We start from the raw sequence: 26374 nt of genomic DNA on the forward strand, positions 1-26374 counted from the left end.
CGTCGAGCGGCGCACGGCTGGCCGTCCGGGTCAGGACGCCCGGCAGGCCGCACGCGTTGACGAGCCGACTCTCCCCGAAGACATCGAGGCCGCGGACCTCGACACGGAGATCCGACGGGACCTGCGGGGTCTGGACAAGGCCAATGCCGAAGTCGTCGCGCGGCATCTGGTGGCGGCGATGTATTTCGTCGACGACGACCCCGAGCTCGCTCTGGCCCACGGACGTGCCGCGAAGAACCGAGCCGGCCGGATAGGTGTGGTCCGGGAGACCGTCGGCGTTCTCGCGTACCGCGCGCGAGAGTGGTCGGAAGCGCTGGGTGAGCTCCGTGCGGCTCGACGCATCTCGGGAGGACCCGGACTGCTGGCGATGATGGCGGACTGCGAGCGGGGCCTCGGACGTCCGGAGAAGGCCATCGAACTCGCCCGGGGTGACGAGTCCCGTCAGGTCACCGGCGAGGACCTCGTGGAGCTGCGCATCGTCGAAGCCGGCGCGCGAGTGGACATGGGCCAGCTCGACGCCGCCCTCGTGACTCTCCAGGATGCGGGAGCGGACCCGGATGCTGTCGGCGAGGAGGCGGCGCGATTGGACTACGCCTACGCGGAGGTGTTGTTGGCGTCCGGCCGCAAGGACGAGGCGGCCGCCTGGTTCGCCCACGCCGTGTCCGCCGACCCGGATCATCACACGGACGCGGAGTCGCGTCTGGCCGAGCTCGGGGGTTAACTCGGTGTCACCAGGCCCGACGTCAGCAGTACCGCGGTCGGCGGGGTCAGAGTCTGCCGCGTCGGAGACTGTGGCGGCTCTGTCCGATCTGCACGACGCACTTCTCGTGGATCTCGACGGGACGCTCATCCGCGGTACCGAGCCCATTCCGGGCGCCGCCGAGGCGCTGGACCGGTCGGGGCTTCCGGTGGTCTACGTGACCAACAATGCGAGCCGTTCCCCCGGCCAGACGGCCGAACACCTCCGGGATCTGGGATTTCCGGCCCGCGCGTCCGACGTCATGACCAGCGCCCAGGCGGCGGTGATGATGCTGGGTGATCACGTCGACGCGGGGGCGAGAGTTCTCGTGGTGGGTCACGAGAGTTTCCGGGAGCTCGCCAGACAGGCCGGCTACGAGGTCGTCTATTCGGCCGACGACGGACCCGAGGCGGTCCTCCAGGGCCTGTCCCGCGAACTGACCTGGGGTGACCTTGCCGAAGGATGTCTCGCGATCCGGCGCGGGGTGCCGTGGGTCGCCTCCAACACCGACACCACCCTGCCCACCGAGCGCGGTCTGCTCCCCGGGAACGGTTCGCTGGTCGCTGCACTTCGCGCCGCGACGGACAGAGACCCCGTCGTGGCGGGGAAACCGGCGGCGGGAGTGCTCAGGGCGGCCGCGGACCTCGTCGGCTCCCGCCGTCCGCTCGTCATCGGGGACCGTCTGGACACCGATATCGAGGGGGCGCTCGCGGCCGGGATGCCCGCACTGCTGGTTCTGACGGGCGTCCACGGGACCGCCGATCTGCTGGTCGCGGACGCGCACCGTCGCGCCACCCACCTCGCCCCTGACCTGTCCGCGCTCGCCGCGCCGCCGGAGTCTAGTCACATCGACTCGGCCCCCTGGCTCGACGCGAGGGTGGAGAACGGTGTCCTCCACCTCGACGGGCTCCCCGCGACACTCGACGGCGTCGACCTGGCGCGCGGGGTCCTCCGGCAGGCGTGGAGGCACGGTGTGAGCGCCCTGGCGGATCCCGGCGACGGTGCCCGGTCACGGTTCGCCGATGCGGGACTGCTCGTGGGCTAGCGTGGACCGTGTGAGCACTCCCGGACCGACACCACTGCCAGGGCCCGCGGGCCCGGACATCGACGAGCTCCGCTCGGCCTTCGACGATCTGCTCTCCGACTCCGCCGAACCCCGCGACGAGGTCGGGGGAGTTCGCGACGAGCAGGTCGCCGCCTTGGATTCGGCCCATGATCTGCTCGCCCGCGCCCTGTCCTCCCTGGACTCGGCCCGCTGATGGCGGTCGCCCGTAGGCGCCTGGACGCCGAGTTGGTCCGTCGCAAGATGTGTGACAGTCGGGAGCGCGCGCGGGACCTCATCGGTGCCGGTCGTGTGATCGTCAACGGGGTCGCCGCGAGTAAGCCCGCCACGCAGGTGGAACCGACGACGTCCATCGCGGTCGCCGCGTCCGGGGAACCGGACTGGGCCTCGCGGGGGGCCCACAAGCTCATCGGTGCCCTGGACGCCTTCGGGGTGGACGTCGCCGGTACGCGCTGCCTCGACGCCGGCGCCTCCACGGGAGGGTTCACCGACGTCCTGCTCTCGCGGGGGGCCGACCGCGTCGAAGCCGTGGACGTGGGCTACGGACAACTCGTGTGGCGCCTGCGCAGCGACGATCGCGTGGGCGTCCACGACAAGACCAACGTGCGGTCCCTCACCCCCGAGGACATCGGCGGCGAGGTCGACGTGGTGGTGTCCGACCTGTCGTTCATCTCCCTGCCCCTCGTCCTTCCCGCTCTGTCCGCGTGTGTCCGCACCGGCGGGGCGCTGCTACCGATGGTCAAGCCGCAGTTCGAGGTGGGACGCGAGCGGGTCGGTCAGGGGGGCGTCGTCCGTGACCCCGGGCTCCGGATCGACGCGGTCACCGGTGTCGCGCGGGCCGCCGCGGCGCTCGGGCTGGAGGCTCTCGGGTGTGTGGCGAGCCCGCTTCCGGGCCCGTCCGGGAACGTCGAGTACTTTCTTCACCTCCGCAAGACCGAACCGGGGTCGCCGGTGGCACTGACGGACCGGGCGCAGGACGCTATTCGCAGCGCGGTGGAGGAGGGACCGAGATGACGCAGAGCCCAGAGGTGGGGGCGCCCCGCCGCATCCTGCTCGAGGCCAACATCGAGCGGCCGGACATCGTCGCGATCGTCGCCCAGGTCGTCGACGCCTGCGCGCACCGCGGGATCGCGGTGCGGATGCTCGCGGACACCAGCGAGAACGTGGCCACCGGGACCGGTGTGGAGTCGGTGGCGGATACCCCGCACGCCGCTGACGGCTGCGAGCTCGTCCTGGTCCTGGGTGGGGACGGGACGTTCCTGCGGGCATGCCAGTACGCGACCGCGGCCGATGTGCCGGTGCTGGGAGTGAATCTCGGGCATGTCGGCTTCCTCGCCGAATCGGAGATCTCCTCTCTCCACGGCGTCGTCGAACAGATCGCGGACCACGACTACCGGGTGGTCGAGCGCATGACGGTCGAGGCCACTGTGATCCACGGGGACACCGTGCTCGGCCGTGACTGGGCACTCAACGAGGTGAGTATCGAGAAGGTCTCGCGGCAGGGCGTCCTCGAGGCGTCGGTCGAGATCGACGGGCGACCGGTGAGCGACTTCGGGTGCGACGGCATGCTCGTCTCGACGCCCACCGGATCGACGGCGTACGCGTTCTCGGCGGGGGGACCGATCCTCTGGCCGGAGCTCGACGCGATCCTGGTGGTCCCGAACAACGCCCACGCCCTGTTCGCCCGGCCCATGGTCGTGGCGCCCAGCTCGCGGGTCGCCGTGGAGACCGGGACCCGGTCCGGACCGGCGGTGGTCGTGCTGGACGGGCGACGAACGATCGACGCCCCCGCCGGTAGTCGGGTGGAGGTGGTGCGTGGCCACAGACCGGTCAAGTGGGTGAGATTGGACGACTCGCCGTTCACGGACCGGCTGGTGACGAAGTTCGAACTCCCGGTCACCGGGTGGCGTGGCCGGTCCACCGCGCGCCCCCTCGCCTAGGGTGGGTGCGTGCTCACGGAACTTCGGATCAGCGGACTCGGCGTCATCGACGAGGCCGTGGCCGATTTCGCCCCGGGCCTGTCCGTCCTGACCGGTGAGACCGGCGCCGGAAAGACCATGGTGGTCACCGGTCTCAGGCTCTTGGCCGGGGGGCGCGCCGATCCGGGGCGGGTTCGTCGCGGAGCGGACAAGGCCGTGGTGGAGGGGCGGTTCGACCTGGCCGCCGCCGAGACGATGCACCCCGAGGACCGACGCGAGCTCGACAGTCTCCTCGAGGAGGCGGACGCGGAGGTCGACGAGGACGGGACGGTGATCGCGGCCCGCCGGGTCGGCGCCGACGGACGCTCCCGGGCCCGGCTCGGGGGTCGTTCGGTCCCGGCGGGGACGTTGGCCCGGTTCTGCGCTCCGGTGCTCGCGGTCCACGGCCAGAACGACCAGCTCCGGCTCCTGCGTCCGGACAGGCAACGGGAGGCCGTCGATTCCCACGGCGGCGAACCGGCACGGCGGGCGCTGAGCGACTACCGGGCGGCCTTCCATCGGTGGCGCGAGGCGGAGAGATCCCTCGCCGAACGCACCGGCCGCGCCCGTGAGCTGGCGCGGGAGGCCGACCTCCTGCGCCACGGGCTCGACGAGATCGACGCGCTGGATCCCCGGCCGGGGGAGGAGGCCGAGCTCGACGCCGTGATCCGTCGACTGACGGATTCGGAAGAGTTGCGCGAGGTGGCGGGCCAGGCTCACGAGGTGCTGACCGGCGAGGCCGAGGCAACCGAGCCCGTCGTCAGCCTCCTCGACCACCTGCGGCAACGGCTCGCGGGAGCGGGGGATCCCGCACTGGAGACCATCGCCACGAGCATCGACCAGGCCGTCGCCGCGCTCGGGGACGCCGCGACCGAGCTCGGCCTCTACCTGGCCGAGCTCCCGGTCGACGCCGCGGATCTCGACTCGGCTCTCGAGAGGCGGCAGGAACTCCGGGCGCTCACGCGCAAGTACGGGACCGACGTCGACGACGTGATCGAGTGGGCCGCGAAGGCGCGGCTCCGCCTGGCGGAGGTGGACACTTCTGACAGCGCGGTGGCCCAGCTCGAGGCCACGGTGGCGAGGCTCGCGGCCGACCTGGAGCAGCGCGGTGCGGAGCTCACCGCGGTCCGCAGGGCCGCGGGGGAGGACCTGGCTCGACGGGTCACCTCGGAGCTGGCCGAGTTGTCCATGGGAGGGGCCGGGCTGGTCGTGCGGGTGGCACCGGCCGGTGAGGGGCTCGCCGCCGCGACGGAGTCCGGGCTGGACGACGTCGAACTGGCGCTCGACGGGCCCTCCGGGGTGGTCCCGTTGGGTCGGGGTGCCTCCGGCGGCGAGCTGTCCAGGGTGATGCTCGCGCTCGAGGTCGTGCTGGCCGAACGCTCAGGGGGTGGGACGCTGGTGTTCGACGAGGTCGACGCGGGGGTGGGCGGGCGTGCCGCGCTGAGCATCGGCAAGCGGCTAGCCAGGCTGGCGCGGACACATCAGGTGATCGCGGTGACGCACCTCGCGCAGGTCGCCGCATACGCGGACACGCATCTCGTGATCCACAAGGCCACCGGCTCCGCCGCCGACCCCACCGACTCCGCCGCCGAGCCCACGGGCGGCGAGGGCGTCGTGTCGGGCGTGCGGGCGGTCGACGACGCGGACCGGGTCACCGAACTCGCGCGGATGCTCGCGGGCATGGAGGACACCGACACCGGGCTCGCGCACGCCGAGGAGCTTCTGGCCAAGGCGCAATCGGAGAAGTCTCAAGCTCAAGTCGACCGTTAACCCGACACGCCGATCCGACCTCCCTCGTCACTCGAATCACACGCGTGATACTCGGGCACATGAAGATGACGGGTCTGCTCAATCGCCGCTCCAACGATCTCGCCGGTGTGGTCGGTACCGTCCGCCAGATCCGGGCGGGATCCCCGATCCCCCGGAAGCTCGGCGCCAAGGACGTCGCCGTGCTGGACCTCAACCGGACGTCGGCCGCCACCGCCCGCGCCGTCGTCGACGCCGGCGTCACCGCCGTCGTCCATGTACCGCGCGCCGGGGACGAGCGGTTGCCCCGGGCCGCGTACCGGATCCTCGCCTCCTCCGACATCCCGGTCATCGAGGACGCGGATCTCGCGGAGGTCGACGACGGGACCCGGGTCCGGATCGACGAGGGAGTGATCTACTCCGTCAAATCCGAGGACCAGCTGGCCACCGGGCGCGAGTCCGGTTCGGCCACCCTGCTCTCCGAGGTCCACGCGGCAGAACACGACTACGTCGAGTCCGCGCTGGCGCACCTGGCCAACGCCACGGAGTTCCTCAGCCTGGAGCACCAGCTGCTCCTCGACGGCGAGGGCCTGCCCGGGATCGATGTGGACTTCTCCGGCCGCCACGTGGTGGTGGTGACCGGGGACGGGTCCTCGGAGGCCCAGCTCGCCGGCCTCAAGCCGTTCATGAAGGAGTATCGACCGGTGGTCGTCGGTGTGGACAGGGGCGCCGAGGTCCTGCGGGCGGCCCGCGTCACCGCCGACGTCGTGGTCGCGACCCCGACCGGCGTCTCCGAGGAGGTCCTCACCGACGGCGCGGTCCTCGTCGTTCCGGCCGACCGCGACGGCAGGGCCGAGGGCCTGGAGCGGGTCACCGAACTCGGCGTGGGCGCGACCACCTTCCCGGCCGCGGCGACCGCGCGCGACATGGCCCTGCTGCTGGCATACCACGGCGGGGCGGAGATGATCGTGGTGACCGGTGACGATCGCGGTCTGGAGAACGCCTTCGCGGGCTCTTCGGCGCCGTCGTCGACCATGGTCGACACCGCCGTGTCGTCCCGCCTCGTGCACGCCGACGCGTGCGCCACGCTGTACCGCTCGCGCGGCGCCGGGATCGGCCTGGCCCTCGTGGTGCTCGCGGCCCTCGTCGCGGTGGCCGCGGTGGTGGTCGCCCGCGACTCCGCCCAGGACCTGCTCATCTGGGCCATCGACACGTGGAACACCTTCGCGCTCTGGGTCCAGGGGCTCGTCCGTTGATCTCTCTGCGTCGCCACGTTCTCACGCTGGTGGCCGTGTTCCTCGCCCTCGGGCTGGGAGTGGTCCTGGGGTCGACGTCCGTGGCGACGTCGATCCGGGACGCGGTCGTCGACCGCGAGGAGACGACGGCAGCGCAGCTCGAGGCGGCCCGCGACGACGCCGCGACCCGCCGGCTCGCCGCGCAGCGGCTGGACGACATGGCCGGCGAGCTCACCCGGCCCGTGGTGGACGGGACGCTCGAGGGCCGCCCCGTCCTCGTCGTCGTCGCCCCCGGCGCGTCCGACGAGGACGTCAGCGCGGCCGTCGACGTGATCGGCGCCGCCGGGGGGATCACCGCGGGACGCGTGTCCCTCACCGACAAGGCGTTCGACCCCGAGGCCGACGCCGAGGTCCAGGCTCTCGTGGCGAACCTCCCGATCGGCCGCGCGCCGGCCGCGGACGCAGACCTGGGCACCCAACTGGGGACCGCCCTGGGCCGCGCCGGGTTGCTGCGCACGGAGGACTCCGAACCGCACCTCGACGACGACGACCGCGGGACGGTTCTCACCACCCTGGCCGACGCCGAGCTCATCGATTTCGAGCAGGGCACCCTCCGGCCGGGTCAGCTGGCCCTGATCGTCACCGGCCCCGGCGAGGCCGAATCGACCGCCGTCCGGCTGGCCGCCCTCGCCCGGACCCTCGACGCCGAGGGCGCGGGGACGGTCGTGTCGGCCGAACTCACGGGCACGCAGGGGTACGACGCGGTGACCGTACTGCGGTCCTCCGGGGAGGACGGGGTCTCGACCGTCGACTCCGCGGGTTCCGACTCGGGCCGCCTGGCGACGGGACTCGCGCTCGCGGAGCAGCTCGCACGAGGCCAGGGTCACTACGGTCTGCGTCCGGACGCGACCGCGGCGGTGCCGTCGCTCCCCACCGCGCCTGCGCGGTGATAGCCTGAAGCCCCGTGGGGTGCACCGGAGCCACACCAGCATTCATCCATTCCGGCGTCTGGACACGGGAGTCCCCTTGGCACTGAACCGAGCCGCGTCGCGGTCCGCGACCAAGCACATCTTCGTCACCGGTGGCGTGGCGTCGTCGCTGGGTAAGGGGCTGACCGCCTCCAGCCTGGGGCAGCTCCTCACCGCGCGCGGACTGCGCGTGACCATGCAGAAGCTCGACCCGTACATCAACGTGGACCCGGGCACCATGAACCCGTTCCAGCACGGTGAGGTGTTCGTCACCGAGGACGGCGCGGAGGCGGACCTCGACCTGGGGCACTACGAGCGCTTCCTCGATCGCGACCTGAGCGCCAACGCCAACGTGACGACCGGACAGGTCTACTCCGCGGTGATCGCCAAGGAGCGTCGCGGCGAGTACCTGGGGGACACCGTCCAGGTGATCCCGCACATCACCGACGCGATCAAGGAGCGCATCATCGCGATGGGCGCGCCCGACGAGCAGGGGCGCCGCCCGGACGTCGTGATCACCGAGGTCGGCGGCACCGTCGGCGACATCGAGTCGCAGCCCTTCCTGGAGGCCTGTCGGCAGGTCCGCCACGAGGTCGGGCGCGAGAACATCTTCTTCCTCCACGTGTCGTTGGTTCCGTATCTCGCGCCGTCGGGCGAGCTCAAGACCAAGCCCACCCAGCACTCCGTGGCGGCGCTCCGGTCCATCGGCATCGTCCCGGACGGTCTGGTCCTGCGCTGCGACCGTGAGGTGCCGGACGGGTTGAAGTCCAAGATCGCGCTCATGTGCGACGTCGACCTCGAGGGCGTCGTCTCGACCCCTGACGCGCCCAGCATCTACGACATCCCCAAGGTCCTCTTCGGTGAGCACCTCGACACCCACGTCATCCGCAAGCTCAATCTGCCCTTCCGGGACGTCGACTGGACGGTGTGGGGCGAGCTGCTCAGGCGTGTGCACGAGCCCCGCGAGGAGGTCGAGATCGCCCTGGTCGGCAAGTACATCGACCTGCCCGACGCCTACCTCTCGGTGACCGAGGCCCTGCGCGCGGGTGGCTTCGCCCACCGGGCGCGGGTCAACATCCGGTGGGTGGAATCCGACGCCTGCGTGACCGAGGCCGGCGCGCGGGAGGCACTCCGGGGAGTCGACGGCATGCTGATCCCCGGCGGCTTCGGCATCAGAGGGATCGAAGGCAAGCTCGGCGCGATCTCGTGGTCCCGCAGGAACGGGATCCCGTTGCTGGGTCTGTGCCTGGGACTGCAGTGTTCGGTGATCGAGGCGGCCCGGTCGGTGGGACTCGAGGGCGCGTCCTCGACGGAGTTCGAGCCCGACACCGAGCACCCGGTGATCTCCACGATGGCGGACCAGGTCGACGCCGTGGCGGGCAACGCCGATCTGGGGGGCACCATGCGACTGGGCGCGTACCCGGCGGTCCTGAGCAGGGGGTCGCTGGTCGCCGAGGCGTACGGCGCCACCGAGATCTCCGAACGGCACCGGCACCGGTTCGAGGTCAACAACGCCTACCGGGACAGGATCGCCGAGTCCGGGCTCCGCTTCTCCGGCACGTCTCCCGACGGCCACCTGGTCGAGTTCGTCGAGTACCCGCGGGAGCAGCACCCGTTCTTCGTCGCCACGCAGGCGCATCCGGAGTACAAGTCGCGGCCCACCCGCCCGCACCCGTTGTTCGTCGCCTTTATCAAGGCGGCGCTGGACTACGAGAACGAGATGCGGCTGCCGGTCGAACCGTGGCGGGCCGACCAGTCGGGGGAGCCCGCTCCGGCGACCGTCGCCGCGCCGGACGCCGGGACGTCCAGTGTCCGCGTCGATGACGTCGACGCCGAGCTGACCTCCGACGCCCGCGCGGACGGGAGCTGATCACCGGTGGCCGACTCCGGCGCCCCCGGGTCGCACGACTACCGGACCGTCGCCAGCCGGGAGATCTTCGACGGCCGGATAGTCCGGTTGCGCGTGGACACCCTCACGATGCCGGGCGGGGGGACCGCCGAGCGTGAGATCTGCGGGCACGATGACGCCGTCGCGGTGATCGCGCTCGATGACGCCGATCGGATCACGCTGGTCCGTCAGTACCGCCACGCGGTGGGGGAGCGACTCTGGGAGCTGCCGGCGGGGTTGTGCGACGTCGAGGGGGAGCAGCCCGTGGAGACCGCACGCCGTGAGCTGGTCGAAGAGGCCGGGGTGGAGGCGCGGTCCTGGGAGCCGGTCATCTCGATCGTCCCGTCACCGGGCTTCTGCACCGAACGCGTCCACGTGTTCCTCGCCACGGAGCTCAGTGAGGTGGACCGTCCGGAGGCCCATCACGAGGAGGCGGATATGGAGGTCACGCGTATCCCGTTCCCCGACGCCGTGGACGCCGTGTTGGACGGGCGCATCGTCAACGGCATCGCCGTGGCCGGGATCCTCGCCGCACGGGCGATGCTCGCCGGGCGCTGACCGGGCGCCAGCGATGATGCCGGCCGCTGCCCTGATGACGCCGTCCGTACCGCGATGACACGTCACGACGGCGCTGCGGTCCAGATCCGCGGATACCTCGACCACCTCGCCGTCGAACAGGGGGCCTCCGCCCACACCCTCGCCGCCTACCGGCGTGACCTGGAGAAGTACCGGCTCTACCTGTCGGAGGCGGGGGTCGAGGATCTCGGGGCCGTGACCGAATCGCATGTCGAGGAGTTCCGGGTGCGGCTCGCCACCGCCGACCCGGACGTCGGCAGGAGAGCGCTCGCGCCCAGTTCGGTCGCCCGTGCGCTCGCCGCGGTCCGGGGACTGCACCGGTTCGCCACCAGGGACGGCGTGACCCGTGTCGACGCCGCGGCTGCCGTGACCCCCCCGCGGCCGCCGCGCCGACTTCCCAAGGCCCTCCCCGTGGACCGGATCATCGCGGTGATCGAGGCCGCCGGCGGAACCGAGGTGGACACCGACCCCGCGCGACTGCGGGACCGGGCGATGCTGGAGCTCCTCTACGCCACCGGGGCCCGTGCGGCCGAGCTCGTCGGTCTGGACGTGGACGACCTCGACGGTCTCGACCGCCCGGACGGGGGCACGGTGATCCTGCGCGGGAAGGGGGGCAAGGAACGAGTGGTCCCCGTGGGGCGCCCGGCCTGCGACGCGGTCGGCGCCTACCTGGTGCGCGCCCGACCCGCGTTGGCCGTCCGAGGTGGGCCCGCGCTCTTCCTCAACGCCCGCGGCGGGCGCATCACCCGGCAGACCCTGTGGAACGTGGTCTCGGCGTCCGCGGAGAGGGCGGGAGCCGGGCCTGAGGTCTCCCCGCACTCGTTCCGGCACTCCTTCGCGACCCACCTGCTGGACGGCGGGGCGGACATCAGGGTGGTCCAGGAGCTGTTGGGGCACGCCTCGGTCACCACGACCCAGGTCTACACCCTCGTCACCGTCGAGACGCTCCGTGAGGTCTGGGCCGAGTGCCACCCCCGGGCACGGTAACGTGACCGGGGACCGGCCTGGGCGCAGGTGACGACGCAGCGAGAGGAGACGCGGGTGGCGCAGGACTCTGGGACGATGGATCCCGCACTGTTCTCCCGCGCGGAACTCCTGGGCGCCGACGACCCGGCGGCCGGCGAGGGTTTCTCGGCGATCCCGGAGCCCCAGCCGCTCACCTCCCACGGTCCCGCGGTGGTGCTCTCGATGTGCAACCAGAAGGGCGGGGTGGGCAAGACCACCAGCACGATCAACCTCGCCGCCTCGCTCGCGGAATACGGCCGCAGGGTCCTCGTGGTGGACCTCGACCCCCAGGGCGCGCTGTCGGCGGGTCTGGGCATCCCGCACCACCAGCTGGAGCTGACGGTCTACAACCTGTTGGTGGACACCACCGTGTCGACCGAGGAGGTGCTGGTCCGGACCCGCGTGGAGGGGGTGGACCTGATCCCCGCCAACATCGACCTGTCCGCCGCGGAGATCCAACTGGTCAACGAGGTGGGTCGGGAGCAGGCGCTGGGCCGCGCGCTGTACCCGGTGCTCGACAGGTACGACTATGTGCTGATCGACTGCCAGCCGTCGTTGGGCCTGCTCACCGTCAACGCGCTGGCCTGCTCGGACGGGGTGCTGATCCCCATGGAGTGTGAGTACTTCTCGCTGCGCGGGCTCGCACTGTTGACGGACACCATCGAGAAGGTCCGCGACCGGATCAACCCGCGTCTGCACCTGTCCGGCATCCTCATCACCATGTTCGACCGGAGGACGGTCCACGCCCGCGATGTCCTCGGCCGGGTGGTCGAGGTGTTCGGTGACAAGGTCTTCGACACGCTCGTCACCCGGACGGTCCGGTTCCCGGAGACCACCGTCGCCGGCGAACCCATCACCACGTGGGCGCCCAGATCCGCGGGAGCGCAGGCCTACCGGGCGCTGGCTCGCGAGGTCATCCAGCGCGGTAGATGAGCGCTCCGGTGACCGGTCCGGTGAGCGGCGTCGGGGACACGCCCGGGGACCCGCCTGGGGGCGGTGTCGCCGAGGCCGAGGAAACGCGCGCGTTCACCGTCCACCTCACCAACTTCACCGGCCCGTTCGACCTTCTCCTGGGGCTCATCGACTCGCGCCGCCTCGACGTGACCGAGGTCGCCCTCCACATGGTGACCGACGAGTTCATCGCGCACGCCCGCGAGCTGGGCCGCGAGGCGGGCCTCGAGGAGGTCACCGAGTTCCTCGTGGTGGCGGCCACCCTGCTCGACCTCAAGACGGCGCGGCTCGTGCCGTCCGGCGAGGTCCAGGACCCGGAGGATCTGGCGCTGCTCCAGGCCCGGGACCTGCTCTTCGCGCGGCTCCTGCAGTTCCGGGCGTTCCGCCAGGTGGCCGAGCTGTTCGCGGAGCTGGACAGGACCGCCCGTCACTCCCATCCGCGGACGGCCGGCCCCGACGACGAGTTCCTGGACGTGTTGCCCGAGGTGGAGCTGGGGGTGGATGTGGAGCAGTTCGCCACCATCGCCGCCGTGGCGTTCCGCCCCCGTCCCGTGGAGGAGGTGGGGGTCGCCCACGTCCACACCCCGACCGTCTCCGTCCCCGAGCAGGCCGCGCGTGTCCTGGAGCTGCTGAGATTCCGGGGACGGGGCCAGTGGGTGGACTTCCGGGACCTGGTCTCCGGGTGCGGCGACTCCCTCGTCGTCGTCGCCAGGTTCCTCGCGCTGTTGGAGTTGTACAGGGCCCGCGCGGTCGCGCTCGCCCAGGACGAGGCGCTCGGTGACCTGTCTGTGAGTTGGACGGGTGAGGAGGCCGCCGAGGTGACACGCGGGAGGGACGAATGGATGTGACGGACGACGAGAACGGGCTCGACGACGACGCGTCACCGCCGCTACGCGCCCGACTCGAGGCGCTTCTGCTGGTCGTGGACCAGCCGACCGCCGAGGGGGCGCTCGCTGCCGCGGCGGACTCGACGCCTGCACAGGTGGCGGCGGAGCTGCGCGGTTGGCGGGATGACCTCACCGCCCGCGGCAGTGGGATCGACCTGAGGCGCACCGAGGAGGGATGGCGTCTCTACACCCGTCGTGAGTTCGCCCCGTATGTGGAGCGGCTGCTCACCGACGGCACCCGGTCCACCCTCACGCGGGCGGCACTCGAGACGTTGGCGGTGATCGCCTACCGGCAGCCCGTCACCCGGTCACGCGTGGCGGCGGTCCGTGGGGTCAACGTGGACGGGGTCATGCGGACCCTCGTGGCCCGCGGCCTGACCGTGGAATGCGGCACCGACCCGGACACGGGGGGCCTCCTGTATAGGACCACGGAGCTCTTTCTGGAAAGATTGGGGTTGACGTCGCTCGACGAGCTCCCGGACATCGCCCCGTTGCTGCCGGACGTGGACCTGGTCGACGAGATGAGCGACGACCCCGCGGAGGACCCGCGGATACCTCTGGGGCGGCGCAGAACCGCTGCGCCCGACCCAGCCCATGACCACCAGAACGAAGAGATGTGACTTACTCATGACTGAGTCCGCTGGCCGAGACGGCTCACCGGTACGACTCCAGAAGATCCTGGCCCAGGCCGGGATCGCCTCCCGCAGGGCCTCAGAGGACCTCATCGCCCGTGGGCGCGTGGAGGTCAACGGGAAGATCGTCCGCGAGATGGGCGTGAAGGTCGATCCCGCCACGGCCGTGATCAGGGTCGACGGCACCCGGATCGTCCTCGACGACGACCTCGTCTACCTGGCCCTCAACAAGCCCCGCGGGTACCACACCACGATGTCCGACGACATGGGCCGGCCCTGCGTGGGCGACCTGGTCGCCGACCGCGTGGATGCCGGGCAGCGGCTCTTCCACGTGGGTCGCCTGGACGCCGACACCGAGGGGTTGCTGTTGGTGACGAACGACGGCGAACTCGCGCACCGGCTGATGCACCCGTCGTACGAGGTGTCCAAGACGTACATGGCCACCGTGACGGGGGTCGTCGGCAAGGGTGTCGGCAGGACTCTGCGCGAGGGGGTCGAACTCGAGGACGGTCCCGCCAAGGTCGACCAGTTCTCGGTGCTCGACGTCCACGAGGGGCGGTCGCTGGTCAAGGTCGTGCTGCACGAGGGTCGCAAGCACATCGTCCGGCGTCTGCTGAGCGAGGTCGGCCACCCGGTCGAGTCGCTGGTGCGGACCCGTTTCGGCGCCGTCGCGCTGGGGGACCAGCGCGCGGGGAGCTTCCGCAAGCTGGGCCGCAGAGAGGTCTCGGATCTCTACTCGGCGGTGGGCCTGTGAGCGCGCCGGCAGGTCCGACCGTGCCGGACGGCGCCCGCCGGCGCCGGATCGCGATCGACGGACCCGCGGGCACCGGAAAGTCCACCCTCGCCCGCCTGCTCGCCGAACGGCTCGGCGGGGCCTACCTCGACACCGGTGCGATGTACCGGGTGGCCACGCTCCAGGTGCTGCGTGCCGGGATCGACCCGGAGGATGCCGCGGCGGTGATCGCCGCGTCCGCCGATCTGCCGATGGAGATCGGCACGGACGCGGGATCCGAACGCATCCTGCTCGCCGGGGAGGACGTGAGTGACGAGATCCGCACCGCCCGGGTCACCGCGGGGGTCTCGGCGGTCTCCGCCGTCCCCGAGGTCCGGGCCAATCTGGTCGGCCTGCAGCGGCGCCTGGCGTCCGGGGGCGGCACCGTCGTCCTCGAGGGCCGCGACATCGGCACGGTGGTGCTCCCCGACGCCGAGGTCAAGGTGTATCTCACCGCGAGCCCGGAGATCCGGGCCCGACGCAGGACGGAACAGGACCGCGCCGCGGGACGTGACGCCGACTACGACGAGGTGCTGGCGGCGGTGATCGAGCGTGACCGCAAGGACTCCACCCGCGCCGCGAGCCCGCTCCGTCCCGCGGACGATGCGATCGTCCTCGACACCTCAGACCTGACCCTCGACGAGGTGCTCGACCGGTTGGTCGCACTCGCGGAGGGCACCGACGCGTCGCACGGCGACGCCGCAGAAGGGAACACACGATGACCAGCAACGAGGAGTTCGACCTGCCCACCGGTCCGGCCGAGGAGACCGTCGAGGACGGTTGGAACGACGACACGGACTGGGACGCCGTCGCCGAGGAGTGGGCCGACGAGATCGGCGCCGAGCTCGACGGAGTGGAGATCCTGCCCACCGTCGCCATCGTGGGGCGCCCCAACGTGGGCAAGTCCACGCTGGTCAACCGGATCATCGGCCGCCGCGAGGCCGTCGTGGAAGACGTCCCCGGGGTGACCCGCGACCGCGTCTCCTATGAGGCCCTGTGGAACGGCCGCACCTTCATGGTCCAGGACACCGGTGGGTGGGAGCAGGACGCCAAGGGCATGCACCGCTCCATCGCGCAGCAGGCCGAGATCGCGATGGGCACCGCCGACCTCATCGTCCTGGTGTGCGACGGGACCGTGGGCATCACCTCCGCGGACGAGACGGTGGCCAAGAGCCTGCGCCGCTCGAACACCCCGGTGATCCTGGCGGTCAACAAGGTGGACAGCGAGAAGGCGGAGCTCCAGGCGGCCGAATTCTGGGGGCTGGGCCTCGACCAGCCCTATGCCATCTCCGCCGCGCACGGCCGGGGCACCGCCGACCTGCTCGACGAGATCCTGCGCCAACTCCCGTCCAAGGCCCGGATGCGGGAGACCACCGACGTGCCGCGGCGTGTGGCGCTGGTCGGCAAGCCCAACGTCGGCAAGTCGAGCCTGCTCAACAAGCTCACCGGCGAGGAGAGGTCGGTGGTCGACAACGTCGCCGGCACCACCGTCGATCCCGTGGACTCGCTCGTCGAGCTGGGCGGCAAGACGTGGCGCTTCGTCGACACCGCCGGCCTACGACGCAAGGTCAACCAGGCCTACGGGCACGAGTACTACGCCTCGCTGCGGACGCGGGGGGCCATCGAGGCCGCCGAGGTCGTGGTGCTGCTGCTGGACGCCTCCGAACCGATCACCGAGCAGGACCTGCGGGTGATCTCCATGGTCGCCGACGCCGGCCGGGCGCTCGTGATCGCCTTCAACAAATGGGACCTGGTGGACGAGGACCGCCGGTACGACCTGGACAAGGAGATCGACCGGGAGCTGTCCAAGATCCTCACCTGGGCCTACCGGGTGAACATCTCGGCCACCACGGGCCGAGCCCTGGCCAAGTTGGTGCCGGCGATGGAGGGCGCACTCGACTCCTGGGACAAGCGGATCCCCACGGGTCCGCTCAACACGTGGATGAGCGAGGTCGTGGCCGCGACCCCGCCGCCGATGCGCGGCGGGAAGCTGCCGCGCATCCGGTTCTGCACGCAGGCCACCACCCGGCCGCCCACGTTCGTGTTCTTCTCCACCGGGTTCCTCGAGGCCGGCTACCGGCGGTTCCTTGAGCGTCGCCTGCGCGAGACCTTCGGTTTCGACGGCTCTCCGGTCCGCGTGAACGTGCGCGTCAAGGAGCGCCGACAGCGCAAGTGACCAGGCGATTGGAGTGCTCCGACAGGCGTGCGCTAGTCTGATCCAGTCGCCGCGAGAGCGGTGGCGGGCGGGCTGTGGCGCAGCTTGGTAGCGCACTTGACTGGGGGTCAAGGGGTCGCAGGTTCGAATCCTGTCAGCCCGACGCTCGTACGACGATTCCAGGGGCGGTTTCCCACTCGGGAGACCGCCCCTGGGTCGTGTGCGCCCACGGTCGTTCCGCTCCGATATCGCTCCTAGGCGCCGTGCTCCGACGGGTGCGCCATACGGCTGCGGCCCACGGCGAGCCAGACCCCGGTGACGACGAGCCAGAACGGCATGAGGATCCCGGGCAGTCCGGGGACGCCGGACACCACGACGGCGCCGAGCGTGCCCACACCGAGGATCGCCGCGACCGTCCCGAGGATGCGGGAGACGTCCCGCTCCACCCACGCCATCCAGGCCAGCGCGAGCGCGGAGGCGATGAGCCCGGTCCACGGGATGTACGCCCCGAAGTCGGTCAGCATGTAGTAGACGAACAGTCCCTCCTCGCCGTACGCGCCCGCCTCCGGGCCGAGGTAGTTGGCCAGCGCACCTCGCCACCCGTACCCCAGGATGAGCGCTCCCGCGGACGCGATCAGGCCGATGCTCACGACCCGGGCGGCCGTGGAGCGGGTGAAGAGGGTCTCGACGTGTCGGCGCCAGGCTGCGGCGAAGACCATCAGGGCGAAGACGGCGAGCAGGCCCGCGAGGAATCCGACGCGGCCGATCGCGGGATCGAGGCCCACCACGTCGGCCGGGACGACGGCGTGGCTCTCGCCGCGGTTGATCGCCTCCACTTCGGCGTCGGGCCGGAGGTCTGTCGCGACGGTCCCTACCAGCCCCGCGGCACCGGCGAGCACCGCCCAGAGGGGCCATGCGGTGAACCGGCGGGGGTCGGCTGGAGCCGCGGGGTCGTCGACATGGGGCGTGGAACTCATGGGGTGACCTTTCGTGGGTCCGCGGGCGCGACGGCCGCGGCGGCCAGAGTCCCATCATTCCCACCCGGCCGGCCCCACGGAAGACCTACGGTGCCTCACCACCGGGCGTGGATGGGGGGCGTCGGACCGTTGGATCCCACGCTGTCGGATCTCCGAAGTCCCCCGAGTGGCGCCTGATCCGTGGGTTACGCTGGGCAATCAATCGAATGGAGACAGAATGACCGGGCTCGTGATCGGTACAGACATCGATGTTCCGGGGGCGTCCGTGACCCTCGACGCCCGTCGCTTCAACCGCCACACGTTCTGGTGCGGGCAGAGCGGTAGCGGGAAGACCTACGCGCTGGGCGTGGTCCTGGAGCAGTTGCTGCTGCACACCGAGCTCCCGATGGTCATCCTCGACCCGAACGCCGACTTCGTCAGGCTGCCCGAGGCCCGCGAGGATGCCGACGCGGCGGAGGCGGCCCGGCTCGCGGAGCTCGACATCCGGGTGCTGCGCTCATCGGGCGACTCGCCTGCGGGTTCGGGGGAGGGCACGGGTAACAGTCCCGCGGATCGGCTGCACGCCCGCTATGTCGACCTGACCCCGGCGTCCAAGGCCGCGCTGCTCCACCTCGATCCGATCGCGGATGCGGAGGAGTACAACGTCTTGTTGCGGGCGGAGGTCCGTGCCGAGAGCTTCGACTCGGCGGGCGCGCTCACGGCGTTCCGGCAGTCGTCCGACCCGGGGGAGGTGCGGCTGTCCTACCGGATGGAGAACCTCCAGGTGCTCGAGTGGGACCTGTGGTCCAGGGGCGCCGGTTCGGTTGTCGACGTGATCGACCAACGACCGCGCGCCACGGTGATGGACCTCGGGGGCTTCACTCACCCGGCGGAATCCAAGGTCGCGGCACTGGCGGTCCTGGAACACCTGTGGACGCGGCGCGAGGACCGGAAGCCGATCCTCATCGTGATCGACGAGGCGCACAACATCTGTCCACCCGACCCTCAGACCGACGTCGAGCGTGCCCTCACCCGGCAACTGGTCCAGATCGCCGCCGAGGGGCGCAAGTTCGGCTTGTGGTTGTTGCTCTCCACGCAGCGCCCCAACAAGATCCACCCCAACGTGCTCTCCCAGTGCGACAACCTCGGCCTCATGAGGGTCAATTCGCCCAGGGACCTGAAGGAGCTCGCGGAGGTGTTCGGGTTCGCCGGCGAGGAACAGATCCGGCGCTCGGCGTCGTTCGCCCAGGGGCAGGCGCTCTTCGCCGGGGGTTTCCTCACCGAGCCGACGTTCGTGCAGATGGGCCGCCGGATCACCGAGGAGTCGGGCGGGGACGTGGGGGTGCCGCTTCGCGGCGACGAGTGAGACGGGGGTCGGCTCCTGGCTCCTGGCCCCCGGCCCCGGCCCCTGCCCACGGCTCCGGCCCCGGGGGAGAGGGCGGTCGTCACAGCAGCGCGGACAGTCGCTTCTTGCGCAGATTCTGCGTGACGATCCACTGGACGTCGGGGTCGTCGGTCGGTAGCTCACGAAAGGCCCTCAGCCCGGGCTCGGGATCCGCGGCCACGGCGACGCTCCAGCAGTACCCCAGCGCCTGGCGGAGGTTGCGGGCCGCGGGGTCTTTGCGCTGCGTCGGCGGCAGCGCCATGAGGCGGTCCGTGCAGCGTCGGCACACCTCGATGGCGACGGCCGCCGCCGGGGCGGTGCGCAGGAGGCGGGGTTCGCAGATGGCCACCACGGCGACGCGCTGGACATAGGACTCGGGATCCTCGGCCCACCGCCGGACCAGCTCGATCAGCACCTCGAGCGTGTCGTCACCGAGGAGTTGCAGACCGATGGCCACCCCCTCGCGAACCCGCCACCGGTCATCTGTCGCCAGTGCCCGGGCACGGTCCTCGCATTCCGCGGAGTCGGCTCTCGCCGCGAGGGCCGCGGCGGCACACATCGCGGGATACTCGCCGCCGTCGGCCAGCATCGCCTCGATGGCGCGCTCGTCCGCCATTCCGGCGGCGACGGTGAGTAACGAGAGGTTGGCGCGAGGTCCCGGGAGCCCGGACCGGGCCGACAGATACTCCGGCCACAGCTCGGGTTCCAGCGCGCGGAGATCGCTGCGTGATGACTGATCAGTCCCCATCGGTTGACGGTACGTCCGCCGCCGCGCCCCTCGCGGGGGTATGGCGCCCCGCGGCCACCCGTAGGGGGTGTCGCACCACCTGACGGTCCTCGTGTTGGCCAGGTGCGCCGGAATCAGGCCCTCGTGTAAGCCTGGTGCGCCGGAATCAGGCGTGGTCGTCGAGGAGGCGTCGAGCTGTGTCGATGCACTGCAGCGCCGCCACGGTGTCGACGCGGGCGAGCGCGAACGCCGCGACGATCATCGCGGTGCAGGCGTCGGCGAGCCGGGCGTTGGCTTCCGCCTCGTGCGTGGGGCGGTGAGCGAGGACACCGCGGCCGATTGCGGCACGGAGTTCCTCGCGATACGCGGCCACGACCTCGCGCACGGCCGCGTCCCGCGCGATCGGCGAGGTCGCCGAGTTGATGAGAAGGCACCCGTGGGCGAACGCCGGGGAATCGGAGTCGAGAAACGTGCTCCGCAGTCTGCCGAGGTAGACGACGATCGCGTCGGGCGCGACAGGGGTCGCGGCGAACGGCCGGAGCATCGGGCGGACCACCTCGTCGAGATAACTCTCGACCGCCGCGTCGAAGAGGCCGCGCTTGCTGCCGAAGGCGTTGTAGATGCTGGAGCGGTTCAGCCCGGTGGCGCGCTCGAGAGCAGGGATCGCCGCATCCTCGTACCCCGATTCCCAGAACACCTCGCGCGCGGAGCGAACGGCGGCGGCGGTGTCGAAACCCTGCGTGCGAGCCATGGTCGGCCTCCTTATGTGAAATGCTCAGTCCAGTATATAGTGAAACGATCAGTTCAGAATATGCCGCTACACGGCACCACCCCATCGATCCGACGAGGTCACATCATGCTCATCTTCTCCCTTGTTCTCGCCGCCCTCGCGGCGCTGGTGCACGTCGTCATCTTTGCGCTGGAATCGCTGATGTGGACGAGCGCGCGCGCCCGGCGGGTCTTCGGAACGAGCCTCAAGGAGGCGAGGGCTACCCAGCAGATGGCCTTCAACCAGGGGTTCTACAACCTTTTCCTCGCCATCGTCACGGTGGCCGGAATCGGGTTCGTCCTGGCCGGCGTCGTGCCCGTGGGGGCCGCGTTGCTGATCGCCGGCGCCGGTTCCATGGCCGCGGCGGCGCTCGTCCTGTTCTTTTCCGCTCCCGACAAGCGGGGGGCCGCCCTCAAGCAGGGGCTGCTCCCGCTGGTCTCGGTCCTCGCCCTGGCCCTCTCGCTCGCGGTGTAGCGGCCCGCGCCGCCGCGGTCCCGCAACACGCACGCGTTCTCACCAGAAAGCCGAACCATGACCAACGTCAGCCACGCCGACACCGACACCGCAACCAGCACCCAGATCCAGCTCGCCGCGCGCCCCACGGGGTGGCCGACGCACGAGGACTTCCGCACCGCCACCGTCACCTACGGACCGGTCGGGCCGGGGGAGGTCCGGGTCTCGAACCTCTACGTCTCCGTCGACCCCTACATGCGGGGCCGGATGAACGATGCGCGTAGCTACACCGCCCCGTACGCCGTGGGTGCGACCATCACCGGCGGCGCGGTCGGCCGCGTCACCGCCTCCGCCGACGCTGCCGTCCCCGTGGGTAGCGTGGTGCTCCACCAGCACGGGTGGTCGGACGTCGTCCAGGCCGACGCCTCGACCTTCACCGTCGTGCCCGAGCTGGAGGGAGCCCCACTTTCGCTGTACCTCGGCATCCTCGGCATGACGGGACTGACCGGTTACGTGGGACTCACCGCGATCGCCCGCCTGGAGCCGGGGGACACGGTCTTCATCTCCGGCGCCGCCGGCGCGGTCGGCACCGCGGCGGGGCAGATCGCGCGACTCCTGGGTGCCGGTCGCGTCATCGGATCCGCGGGATCGCCCGAGAAGGTGCGGCTGCTCACCGAGAAATACGGCTTCGACGCCGCGCTGAACTACAAGGAGGCGCCGGTGCGTGAGCAGCTCGGCGAACTGGTTCCGGAGGGCGTCGACGTCTACTTCGACAACGTCGGTGGTGACCACCTCCAGGCGGCGCTCGACGTGATGAACGACGGCGGGCGAATCGCGATGTGCGGGGCGATAGCGAGCTACAACGTCGAGGGCAGGACACCCGGCCCGGACAACATGGCCACCATCATCACCAGGGGACTGACCCTCACGGGCTTCACCCTCGGCCGCCACCTCGACCTGCGCGCCGAGTTCACCGACCGGATGACGGCCTGGTTCGCCGACGGAGAGATCGCCTACGACGAGACGGTGGTCGACGGCATCGAGAACACGGTCCACGCGTTCCTCGACATGATGCGCGGGGCCAACACCGGGAAGATGGTCGTGCGGGTCACGCCCGAGTAGCACTGGAGGCGGGCGCTCGGCGGAGCGGGCATCATGGAACCATGATGTCCAACGGCGGAGACCGCCGGAGCCGGGGAGAGGTGCTCGAGTATGACCAGTCGCGATCAGGACGGTGACGGCGAGGACGCCCGTGCCCGCCTGGTCCGCCGCGTCGATGAGCTGTGCACGGGCAAAGCCTCCACGAGCCGGGGCGAGCTCTCCGATCGGGCCGCCCTCCTGATCGCCTGTGGACTCGTCGACCCCCGGATCGCGGGGATCGTGCTGGCGCGTCTGCACCGCAACCTGCCCTTTCCCACGATCGGCGGTTTCCACCAGCTGCGGGTGATCGAGGAGCAGCGTCACGACCTCAGACGTCAGCTGGGAACTCCGTTGCCGTCGGTCCTGAGGATGGCGTTGCGCACGCGGCTGGCCGAACTCGATCGGAAGTACGTCGGCCTGCGCACCGGGTTCACCCGCGGCGCCGGAGTCTTCGCCTATCGGATCAAGGACATCCGCGCGGACCGTAAGCGCGGCGTTCATCTGGACCCGGAGGACCGGGGCCGGCTCTTCGACGCCCTCGCCTCCACCCCGACGATGGCGCCGGTGCCGATGGTGCCCCGGACCATGGTCGAGCTGGGGACCGCCGCAGCGGCCTACGGTCAGCGCGAGATGGGCCGGGTCGTCCTGCCCCACCGCGTCCAGGCGGTGGTGGATTCGCTGCCGTCGCTCCCGCGGATCCGCGCCGACAGCCGGCGCCTGCCCGAGATGTACACGGCACTGCTCCTCGAGGTCGGCGGGCTGTACGACCGGCTGATCCGCGCCTACGTGCGCGGGGGCCGGTCCGTCGAGGAGATCCGCCTGCAGTTCGATGCGGAGACCGAGCTGGTGGGGCTCGCCGGAGATCTCTGCCGCCTCCGCGAGACGGCGTCGACACCGGGATTCACCACCGCTCGGGACGGGTTCACCCTCCTGACCGGGATGGGCGCCGCGATCGATGAGGTCTGGGCGGAGGTCGTGGAGCGCGCGGTCGCCTTCCGCGAACTGGTGGAGTCCGTGGAGAACCGTGCCGAGGCCGCGGTCTCCGAGGCCGCGCGGCTCAACCACATCGCCCGTGAGAACGGGGTGAGGCCTCCGTCCACCGTGCACGCTCCCAGTCCCGCGGACCTCACGGCCGAGCAGCTTGCCGCCCGTGCCGGTGACCGGATGCTCTCCACCGAGGCGATGCGGAGGCTGCGCGGACAGATCGACCCGAATCGCTGACGCGGCGACCGGCGGGGTCGGCCGCCGATCGGCTCGGCCGCTGCGTACGGTGGCATCAACTGTTCGATAGACCGGGAAGGACTCCTCGCGTGGGATTCGCCAACCGCTTCTGGAAGCTGATGGGCTCCACCCAGGGCCGGGACACCTCGCGCGCGCAGAGTGCGGTCGAGGCGTCACACGGGTTCGACGAGTGGGCCTCGGGGGTGGCGGACGGCGATTTCGCGGACGAAGCCCACGGCCTGCAGCTCTTCGGTGAGTCGCCCGAGGACCTCGCCCGGTTCCTGGCTCTGGCCAGGGAGGCCGCGACCCGGGCCGTGGGCCTGAGGCCGTTCGACGTCCAGCTCCAGGGCGCACTGAGGATGTTCGCGGGCGACGTGGTGGAGATGGCGACCGGGGAGGGCAAGACCCTCGCGGGTGCGGTCGCGGCGGCCGGATACGCACTGCAGGGACACACCGTCCACGTCATCTCCGTCAACGACTACCTCGCCGCGCGGGACGCGCGGTGGATGGGTCCGATGTTCGAGCTCCTGGGCCTGACGGTGGGCCACGTGACCGAGTCGTCGACGCGCGAGGAGCGTCGCCGCGCCTACGCCTGCGACGTCACCTACGGGTCCGTCTCGGAGATCGGGTTCGACGTCCTGCGGGAGCAGCTGGTCACCGACCCGGCGGATCTCATCGCACCCACCACGGATGTCGCCCTGGTCGACGAGGCGGACTCGGTGCTCGTCGACGAGGCGCTGGTCCCCCTGGTCCTCGCCGGGTCGACCTCCGGGGAGGCGCCCACGGGGGAGATCCTCTCCGCGGTGCGCAAGCTACGGCCGGGTCGCCACTACGAGACCGACTCCGAGCGGCGCAACATCTTCCTCACCGACGACGGCGCCGAGGCCATCGAGGGTGAACTGGGAATCGGCGATCTCTACGACGCGGAGCACGTGGGCACCACGCTGGTCCAGGTGAACGTCGCACTGCACGCCTGCTTCCTGCTGAGGCGGGATGTGGACTACATCGTCCGGGACGGCCGGGTCCAACTGATCAACGCCTCGCGGGGTCGCGTCGCCGAGTTGCAGCGGTGGCCGGACGGGTTGCAGGCGGCCGTCGAGGCCAAGGAGGGCGTCGCGGTCTCCGAGGCCGGGCAGATCCTCGACAGCATCACGGTCCAGGCGTTCATCGGGAGGTACGACCGGGTGTGCGGGATGACGGGAACGGCGCTCGCCGCGGGGGCACAGTTCCGCGAGTTCTACTCCCTGGGCGTGTCCCAGATCGACCCCAACACCCCCTGCGTCCGCTTCGACGAGGCCGATCGGACCTACATCGACAACGACAGCAAGACCCGCGCGATCGTCGAACACATCGCCGCCGTCCACTCGACCGGCCAACCCGTGCTCGTGGGTACCCATGACGTCGCCGAGTCGGAGGAACTCGCAGCACGCCTGGCCGACAGGGGCGTGGACTGCGTCGTGCTCAACGCCAAGAACGACGAGGAGGAGGCCGCCATCATCGCCGAGGCGGGCGACGTGGGTAACGTCACCGTCTCCACCCAGATGGCCGGCCGGGGCACCGACATCAGACTGGGTGGGTCCGACGAGGCCCGCCGCGACGAGGTCGTCGAACTCGGCGGACTGCACGTGGTGGGGACCGGGAGGCATCGGACGGAGAGGCTCGACAACCAGCTCCGTGGTCGCGCCGGACGCCAGGGGGACCCCGGCAGCTCGGTGTTCTTCGCCGCCATGGACGACCCGGTGGTGACCTCGGCGCTGGAACCCGACAAGATCCCCACCGCGCACGACAGGATCAGCGGGCTGCTCAAGGGCAACCGCGGACGCGATGCGGTCGACCACGCACAGCGGGTCACCGAGGGACAGATGCTCGCGATCCACTCGAACACGTGGCGGTACAGCCGGCTCCTCGCCGAACAGCGGTCGATCCTCGCCGAGCGCCGCGCGGCGCTGTTGCTCACCGAGAAGGCGTTCGAGGAGCTGACCTCCCACGATCCGGATCGCAGTGCCGAACTCGTGGAGGCCCACGGCCGCGACGCCGTGGTGCAGGGGTGTCGGGACATCATGCTGTGGCATCTCGACCGGGGGTGGGCCCGCCACCTGGAGACGATGAACGACGTCCGCGAGTCGATCCACCTGCGCGCGCTGGGCAGGGAGAACCCCCTGGACGAATTCCACCGGATCGCGATCGACCACTTCAGGGACCTCGCCTCGGACGCCGTCCGGGAGTCGGAGGCGACGTTCGCCGAGATCGAGTTCACCGATTCGGGGGTGGACCTGGTGGCCAACGCCATGGCGCGGCCCACCTCGACGTGGACGTACATGGTCCACGATAACCCGATGGCGGCCGGCGGGAACGTCTTCTCCGGGATGATGTCGACCTTCCGATGAGCGCGGCGCGGGAGGGCAGACGGGAGACCGATCTGCGGGAATGGCGGACGGGAGAGGGCAAGGTCCTCGGCGCACGCATCCCGCCCCCGCGGGACGGGCACCTCTCGGCCGCGGTGCCACCCGGCCTCGGGTACGAACAGCCGCCCCGCGACCCCGAGGTCAGCGACAGGTTCTGGACGCTCCCCAACGTCATCTCGCTGGCGCGCATCGCGCTGATCCCGGTGCTCGTCGTGAGCATCCTGGTCTGGGAGGATCCGCCCCTGGCACTGTGGCTCCTGGGCGTTCTGGTGGTCTCCGACTGGCTCGACGGCAAGATCGCCCGCTTGTGGAACATGCGGTCGACGTGGGGCGAGCGTCTCGACCCCCTCGCAGACCGACTCCTGGTGGCGGCCGTGCCGGTGGCCTTCGCCGTCGCCGGATACATCCCCGTCTGGGTGGTGGTGGTTCTGCTGGTCAGAGACGCGGTGTTGGTGGGGACGATGCCGGTCTACCGGAGGCGCGGGATCGAACCCGAGGTCACGTACCTGGGCAAAGCGGCCACGTTCGCACTGTTCTGGTCGCTGCCCCTGCTGCTCGCCGGGTACGCGGGGGTTCCCGGAGGGGAGGGGCTGATGATCCTGGGCGAGGCGTGCCTGTACTGGGGCGTGGGCCTCTACTGCTGGAGCGGCGGGATCTACCTGTGGCAGGCCTGGAGGATCGCCCGCTCCGTCCCCCCGCGCCGCGGCCGATCTACTTCAGTGGAGTCGCCCGGCGGTGTGTAAT

Annotated in this window: 25 protein-coding genes, 1 tRNA gene and 1 pseudogene; 24 read left to right on the forward strand and 3 right to left on the reverse strand. The window is 70.9% G+C overall.

What is annotated here, in order from left to right:
• Positions 1-178: 178 nt before the first annotated feature.
• From CT688_RS17470 to CT688_RS07385, 18 genes and pseudogenes are all read left to right on the forward strand, one after another.
• A complete protein-coding gene (locus CT688_RS17470; RefSeq protein ID WP_370446339.1) occupies positions 179-721 on the forward strand; it encodes a hypothetical protein in 543 nt (180 codons plus the stop codon).
• Positions 722-791: 70 nt separating this feature from the next.
• Entirely contained in the window at positions 792-1784 is a 993-nt protein-coding gene (locus tag CT688_RS07305) for an HAD-IIA family hydrolase (protein WP_231750543.1), read from the forward strand.
• Positions 1785-1794: 10 nt separating this feature from the next.
• Positions 1795-1998 carry a hypothetical protein gene (locus CT688_RS07310; RefSeq protein WP_231750544.1) on the forward strand — a complete coding sequence of 68 codons (204 nt, stop codon included), beginning with the start codon at positions 1795-1797 and terminating at the stop codon, positions 1996-1998.
• A complete protein-coding gene (locus CT688_RS07315; RefSeq protein WP_107756354.1) occupies positions 1998-2816 on the forward strand; it encodes a TlyA family RNA methyltransferase in 819 nt (272 codons plus the stop codon). Before CT688_RS07310 ends, CT688_RS07315 begins: the two co-directional genes overlap by 1 nt.
• Entirely contained in the window at positions 2813-3742 is a 930-nt protein-coding gene (locus CT688_RS07320) for an NAD kinase (RefSeq protein WP_107756355.1), read from the forward strand. The genes CT688_RS07315 and CT688_RS07320 overlap by 4 nt, the downstream gene beginning before the upstream one ends.
• Before the next feature lie 9 nt (positions 3743-3751).
• A complete protein-coding gene (gene recN, locus CT688_RS07325) occupies positions 3752-5530 on the forward strand; it encodes a DNA repair protein RecN (RefSeq protein WP_107756356.1) in 1779 nt (592 codons plus the stop codon).
• Positions 5531-5589: 59 nt separating this feature from the next.
• Positions 5590-6762 (forward strand): putative cytokinetic ring protein SteA, encoded by a 1173-nt coding sequence (gene steA / locus CT688_RS07330; protein WP_107756357.1) that lies wholly within the window; start codon positions 5590-5592, stop codon positions 6760-6762.
• Positions 6759-7691, forward strand: a complete 933-nt coding sequence (locus CT688_RS07335) for a copper transporter (RefSeq protein WP_231750545.1) — start codon at positions 6759-6761, stop codon at positions 7689-7691. The genes steA and CT688_RS07335 overlap by 4 nt, the downstream gene beginning before the upstream one ends.
• 82 nt (positions 7692-7773) lie before the next feature.
• Positions 7774-9579, forward strand: coding sequence for a CTP synthase (locus CT688_RS07340; RefSeq protein ID WP_231750585.1), 1806 nt, complete (start codon positions 7774-7776; stop codon positions 9577-9579).
• Between the two features lie 6 nt (positions 9580-9585).
• Positions 9586-10155 carry an NUDIX hydrolase gene (locus CT688_RS07345; RefSeq protein ID WP_107756359.1) on the forward strand — a complete coding sequence of 190 codons (570 nt, stop codon included), beginning with the start codon at positions 9586-9588 and terminating at the stop codon, positions 10153-10155.
• Between the two features lie 54 nt (positions 10156-10209).
• Positions 10210-11160: a tyrosine recombinase gene (locus CT688_RS07350; RefSeq protein ID WP_107756360.1), complete on the forward strand. Its 951-nt coding sequence runs from the start codon at positions 10210-10212 to the stop codon at positions 11158-11160.
• Between the two features lie 75 nt (positions 11161-11235).
• Complete coding sequence (locus tag CT688_RS07355; protein ID WP_017837670.1) at positions 11236-12111, forward strand: ParA family protein; 876 nt, start codon at positions 11236-11238, stop codon at positions 12109-12111.
• Complete coding sequence (locus CT688_RS07360) at positions 12108-12977, forward strand: ScpA family protein (RefSeq protein WP_194305494.1); 870 nt, start codon at positions 12108-12110, stop codon at positions 12975-12977. The genes CT688_RS07355 and CT688_RS07360 overlap by 4 nt, the downstream gene beginning before the upstream one ends.
• Entirely contained in the window at positions 12968-13636 is a 669-nt protein-coding gene (gene scpB, locus CT688_RS07365; protein WP_107756362.1) for an SMC-Scp complex subunit ScpB, read from the forward strand. The genes CT688_RS07360 and scpB overlap by 10 nt, the downstream gene beginning before the upstream one ends.
• 31 nt (positions 13637-13667) lie before the next feature.
• Positions 13668-14402: pseudogene (locus tag CT688_RS07370) on the forward strand (pseudouridine synthase); the annotation flags it as partial.
• A complete protein-coding gene (gene cmk / locus CT688_RS07375) occupies positions 14399-15142 on the forward strand; it encodes a (d)CMP kinase (protein ID WP_107756364.1) in 744 nt (247 codons plus the stop codon). The pseudogene CT688_RS07370 and the gene cmk, both read left to right, overlap by 4 nt.
• The gene (gene der / locus CT688_RS07380; RefSeq protein ID WP_107756365.1) at positions 15139-16596 is read left to right on the forward strand and encodes a ribosome biogenesis GTPase Der; all 1458 of its coding nucleotides are present in this window, start codon (positions 15139-15141) and stop codon (positions 16594-16596) included. The genes cmk and der overlap by 4 nt, the downstream gene beginning before the upstream one ends.
• Positions 16597-16664: 68 nt before the next feature.
• A tRNA-Pro gene (locus tag CT688_RS07385) sits at positions 16665-16738 on the forward strand.
• 91 nt (positions 16739-16829) lie between these two features.
• Here CT688_RS07385 and CT688_RS07390 read toward each other — a convergent pair.
• Positions 16830-17552 carry a hypothetical protein gene (locus CT688_RS07390; RefSeq protein WP_231750546.1) on the reverse strand — a complete coding sequence of 241 codons (723 nt, stop codon included), beginning with the start codon at positions 17550-17552 and terminating at the stop codon, positions 16830-16832.
• A 217-nt stretch (positions 17553-17769) separates the two neighbouring features.
• On the opposite strand from CT688_RS07390, the gene CT688_RS07395 reads away from it, so the two are divergent.
• Positions 17770-18897 (forward strand): ATP-binding protein, encoded by a 1128-nt coding sequence (locus CT688_RS07395; protein WP_182612405.1) that lies wholly within the window; start codon positions 17770-17772, stop codon positions 18895-18897.
• A 79-nt stretch (positions 18898-18976) separates the two neighbouring features.
• On the opposite strand, the gene CT688_RS07400 is transcribed toward CT688_RS07395, so the two are convergent.
• Together CT688_RS07400 and CT688_RS07405 are read right to left on the reverse strand one after the other, a co-directional pair.
• Entirely contained in the window at positions 18977-19663 is a 687-nt protein-coding gene (locus tag CT688_RS07400) for a PBS lyase heat domain-containing protein repeat-containing protein (RefSeq protein ID WP_107756366.1), read from the reverse strand.
• 145 nt (positions 19664-19808) lie between these two features.
• Positions 19809-20393, reverse strand: coding sequence for a TetR/AcrR family transcriptional regulator (locus tag CT688_RS07405; RefSeq protein WP_107756367.1), 585 nt, complete (start codon positions 20391-20393; stop codon positions 19809-19811).
• 105 nt (positions 20394-20498) lie between these two features.
• Here CT688_RS07405 and CT688_RS07410 point away from each other — a divergent pair, with 105 nt between their 5' ends.
• The 5 genes from CT688_RS07410 (at position 20499) to CT688_RS07430 (ending at position 26373) form a co-directional block, all read left to right on the forward strand.
• Positions 20499-20885 carry a DUF1304 domain-containing protein gene (locus CT688_RS07410; RefSeq protein WP_107756368.1) on the forward strand — a complete coding sequence of 129 codons (387 nt, stop codon included), beginning with the start codon at positions 20499-20501 and terminating at the stop codon, positions 20883-20885.
• Between the two features lie 57 nt (positions 20886-20942).
• Positions 20943-21986, forward strand: coding sequence for an NADP-dependent oxidoreductase (locus CT688_RS07415; protein WP_107756369.1), 1044 nt, complete (start codon positions 20943-20945; stop codon positions 21984-21986).
• A 90-nt stretch (positions 21987-22076) separates the two neighbouring features.
• Positions 22077-23225: a hypothetical protein gene (locus CT688_RS07420; protein ID WP_107756370.1), complete on the forward strand. Its 1149-nt coding sequence runs from the start codon at positions 22077-22079 to the stop codon at positions 23223-23225.
• A gap of 89 nt (positions 23226-23314) precedes the next feature.
• A complete protein-coding gene (gene secA2 / locus CT688_RS07425; protein ID WP_107756371.1) occupies positions 23315-25612 on the forward strand; it encodes an accessory Sec system translocase SecA2 in 2298 nt (765 codons plus the stop codon).
• Positions 25609-26373 carry a CDP-alcohol phosphatidyltransferase family protein gene (locus CT688_RS07430; RefSeq protein WP_107756372.1) on the forward strand — a complete coding sequence of 255 codons (765 nt, stop codon included), beginning with the start codon at positions 25609-25611 and terminating at the stop codon, positions 26371-26373. Before secA2 ends, CT688_RS07430 begins: the two co-directional genes overlap by 4 nt.
• Position 26374: the final 1 nt, after the last annotated feature.

Origin of the sequence: Dietzia sp. JS16-p6b, assembly GCF_003052165.1 — a bacterium.
GTDB lineage: Bacteria > Actinomycetota > Actinomycetes > Mycobacteriales > Mycobacteriaceae > Dietzia.

Bases quoted from the DNA above. Each gene is read 5' to 3' on its own strand.
- CT688_RS17470 (WP_370446339.1), top strand. From the start codon at position 179: ATGTATTTCGTCGACGACGACCCCGAGCTCGCTCTGGCCCACGGACGT.
- CT688_RS07315 (WP_107756354.1), top strand. From the start codon at position 1,998: ATGGCGGTCGCCCGTAGGCGCCTGGACGCCGAGTTGGTCCGTCGCAAG.
- CT688_RS07405 (WP_107756367.1), bottom strand. From the start codon at position 20,393: ATGGCTCGCACGCAGGGTTTCGACACCGCCGCCGCCGTTCGCTCCGCG.
- CT688_RS07355 (WP_017837670.1), top strand. From the start codon at position 11,236: ATGGATCCCGCACTGTTCTCCCGCGCGGAACTCCTGGGCGCCGACGAC.
- CT688_RS07360 (WP_194305494.1), top strand. From the start codon at position 12,108: ATGAGCGCTCCGGTGACCGGTCCGGTGAGCGGCGTCGGGGACACGCCC.
- CT688_RS07320 (WP_107756355.1), top strand. From the start codon at position 2,813: ATGACGCAGAGCCCAGAGGTGGGGGCGCCCCGCCGCATCCTGCTCGAG.
- scpB (WP_107756362.1), top strand. From the start codon at position 12,968: ATGGATGTGACGGACGACGAGAACGGGCTCGACGACGACGCGTCACCG.
- CT688_RS07390 (WP_231750546.1), bottom strand. From the start codon at position 17,552: ATGAGTTCCACGCCCCATGTCGACGACCCCGCGGCTCCAGCCGACCCC.
- CT688_RS07415 (WP_107756369.1), top strand. From the start codon at position 20,943: ATGACCAACGTCAGCCACGCCGACACCGACACCGCAACCAGCACCCAG.
- steA (WP_107756357.1), top strand. From the start codon at position 5,590: ATGAAGATGACGGGTCTGCTCAATCGCCGCTCCAACGATCTCGCCGGT.
- CT688_RS07430 (WP_107756372.1), top strand. From the start codon at position 25,609: ATGAGCGCGGCGCGGGAGGGCAGACGGGAGACCGATCTGCGGGAATGG.
- CT688_RS07420 (WP_107756370.1), top strand. From the start codon at position 22,077: ATGACCAGTCGCGATCAGGACGGTGACGGCGAGGACGCCCGTGCCCGC.
- der (WP_107756365.1), top strand. From the start codon at position 15,139: ATGACCAGCAACGAGGAGTTCGACCTGCCCACCGGTCCGGCCGAGGAG.
- CT688_RS07410 (WP_107756368.1), top strand. From the start codon at position 20,499: ATGCTCATCTTCTCCCTTGTTCTCGCCGCCCTCGCGGCGCTGGTGCAC.
- CT688_RS07395 (WP_182612405.1), top strand. From the start codon at position 17,770: ATGACCGGGCTCGTGATCGGTACAGACATCGATGTTCCGGGGGCGTCC.
- CT688_RS07400 (WP_107756366.1), bottom strand. From the start codon at position 19,663: ATGGGGACTGATCAGTCATCACGCAGCGATCTCCGCGCGCTGGAACCC.
- CT688_RS07350 (WP_107756360.1), top strand. From the start codon at position 10,210: ATGACACGTCACGACGGCGCTGCGGTCCAGATCCGCGGATACCTCGAC.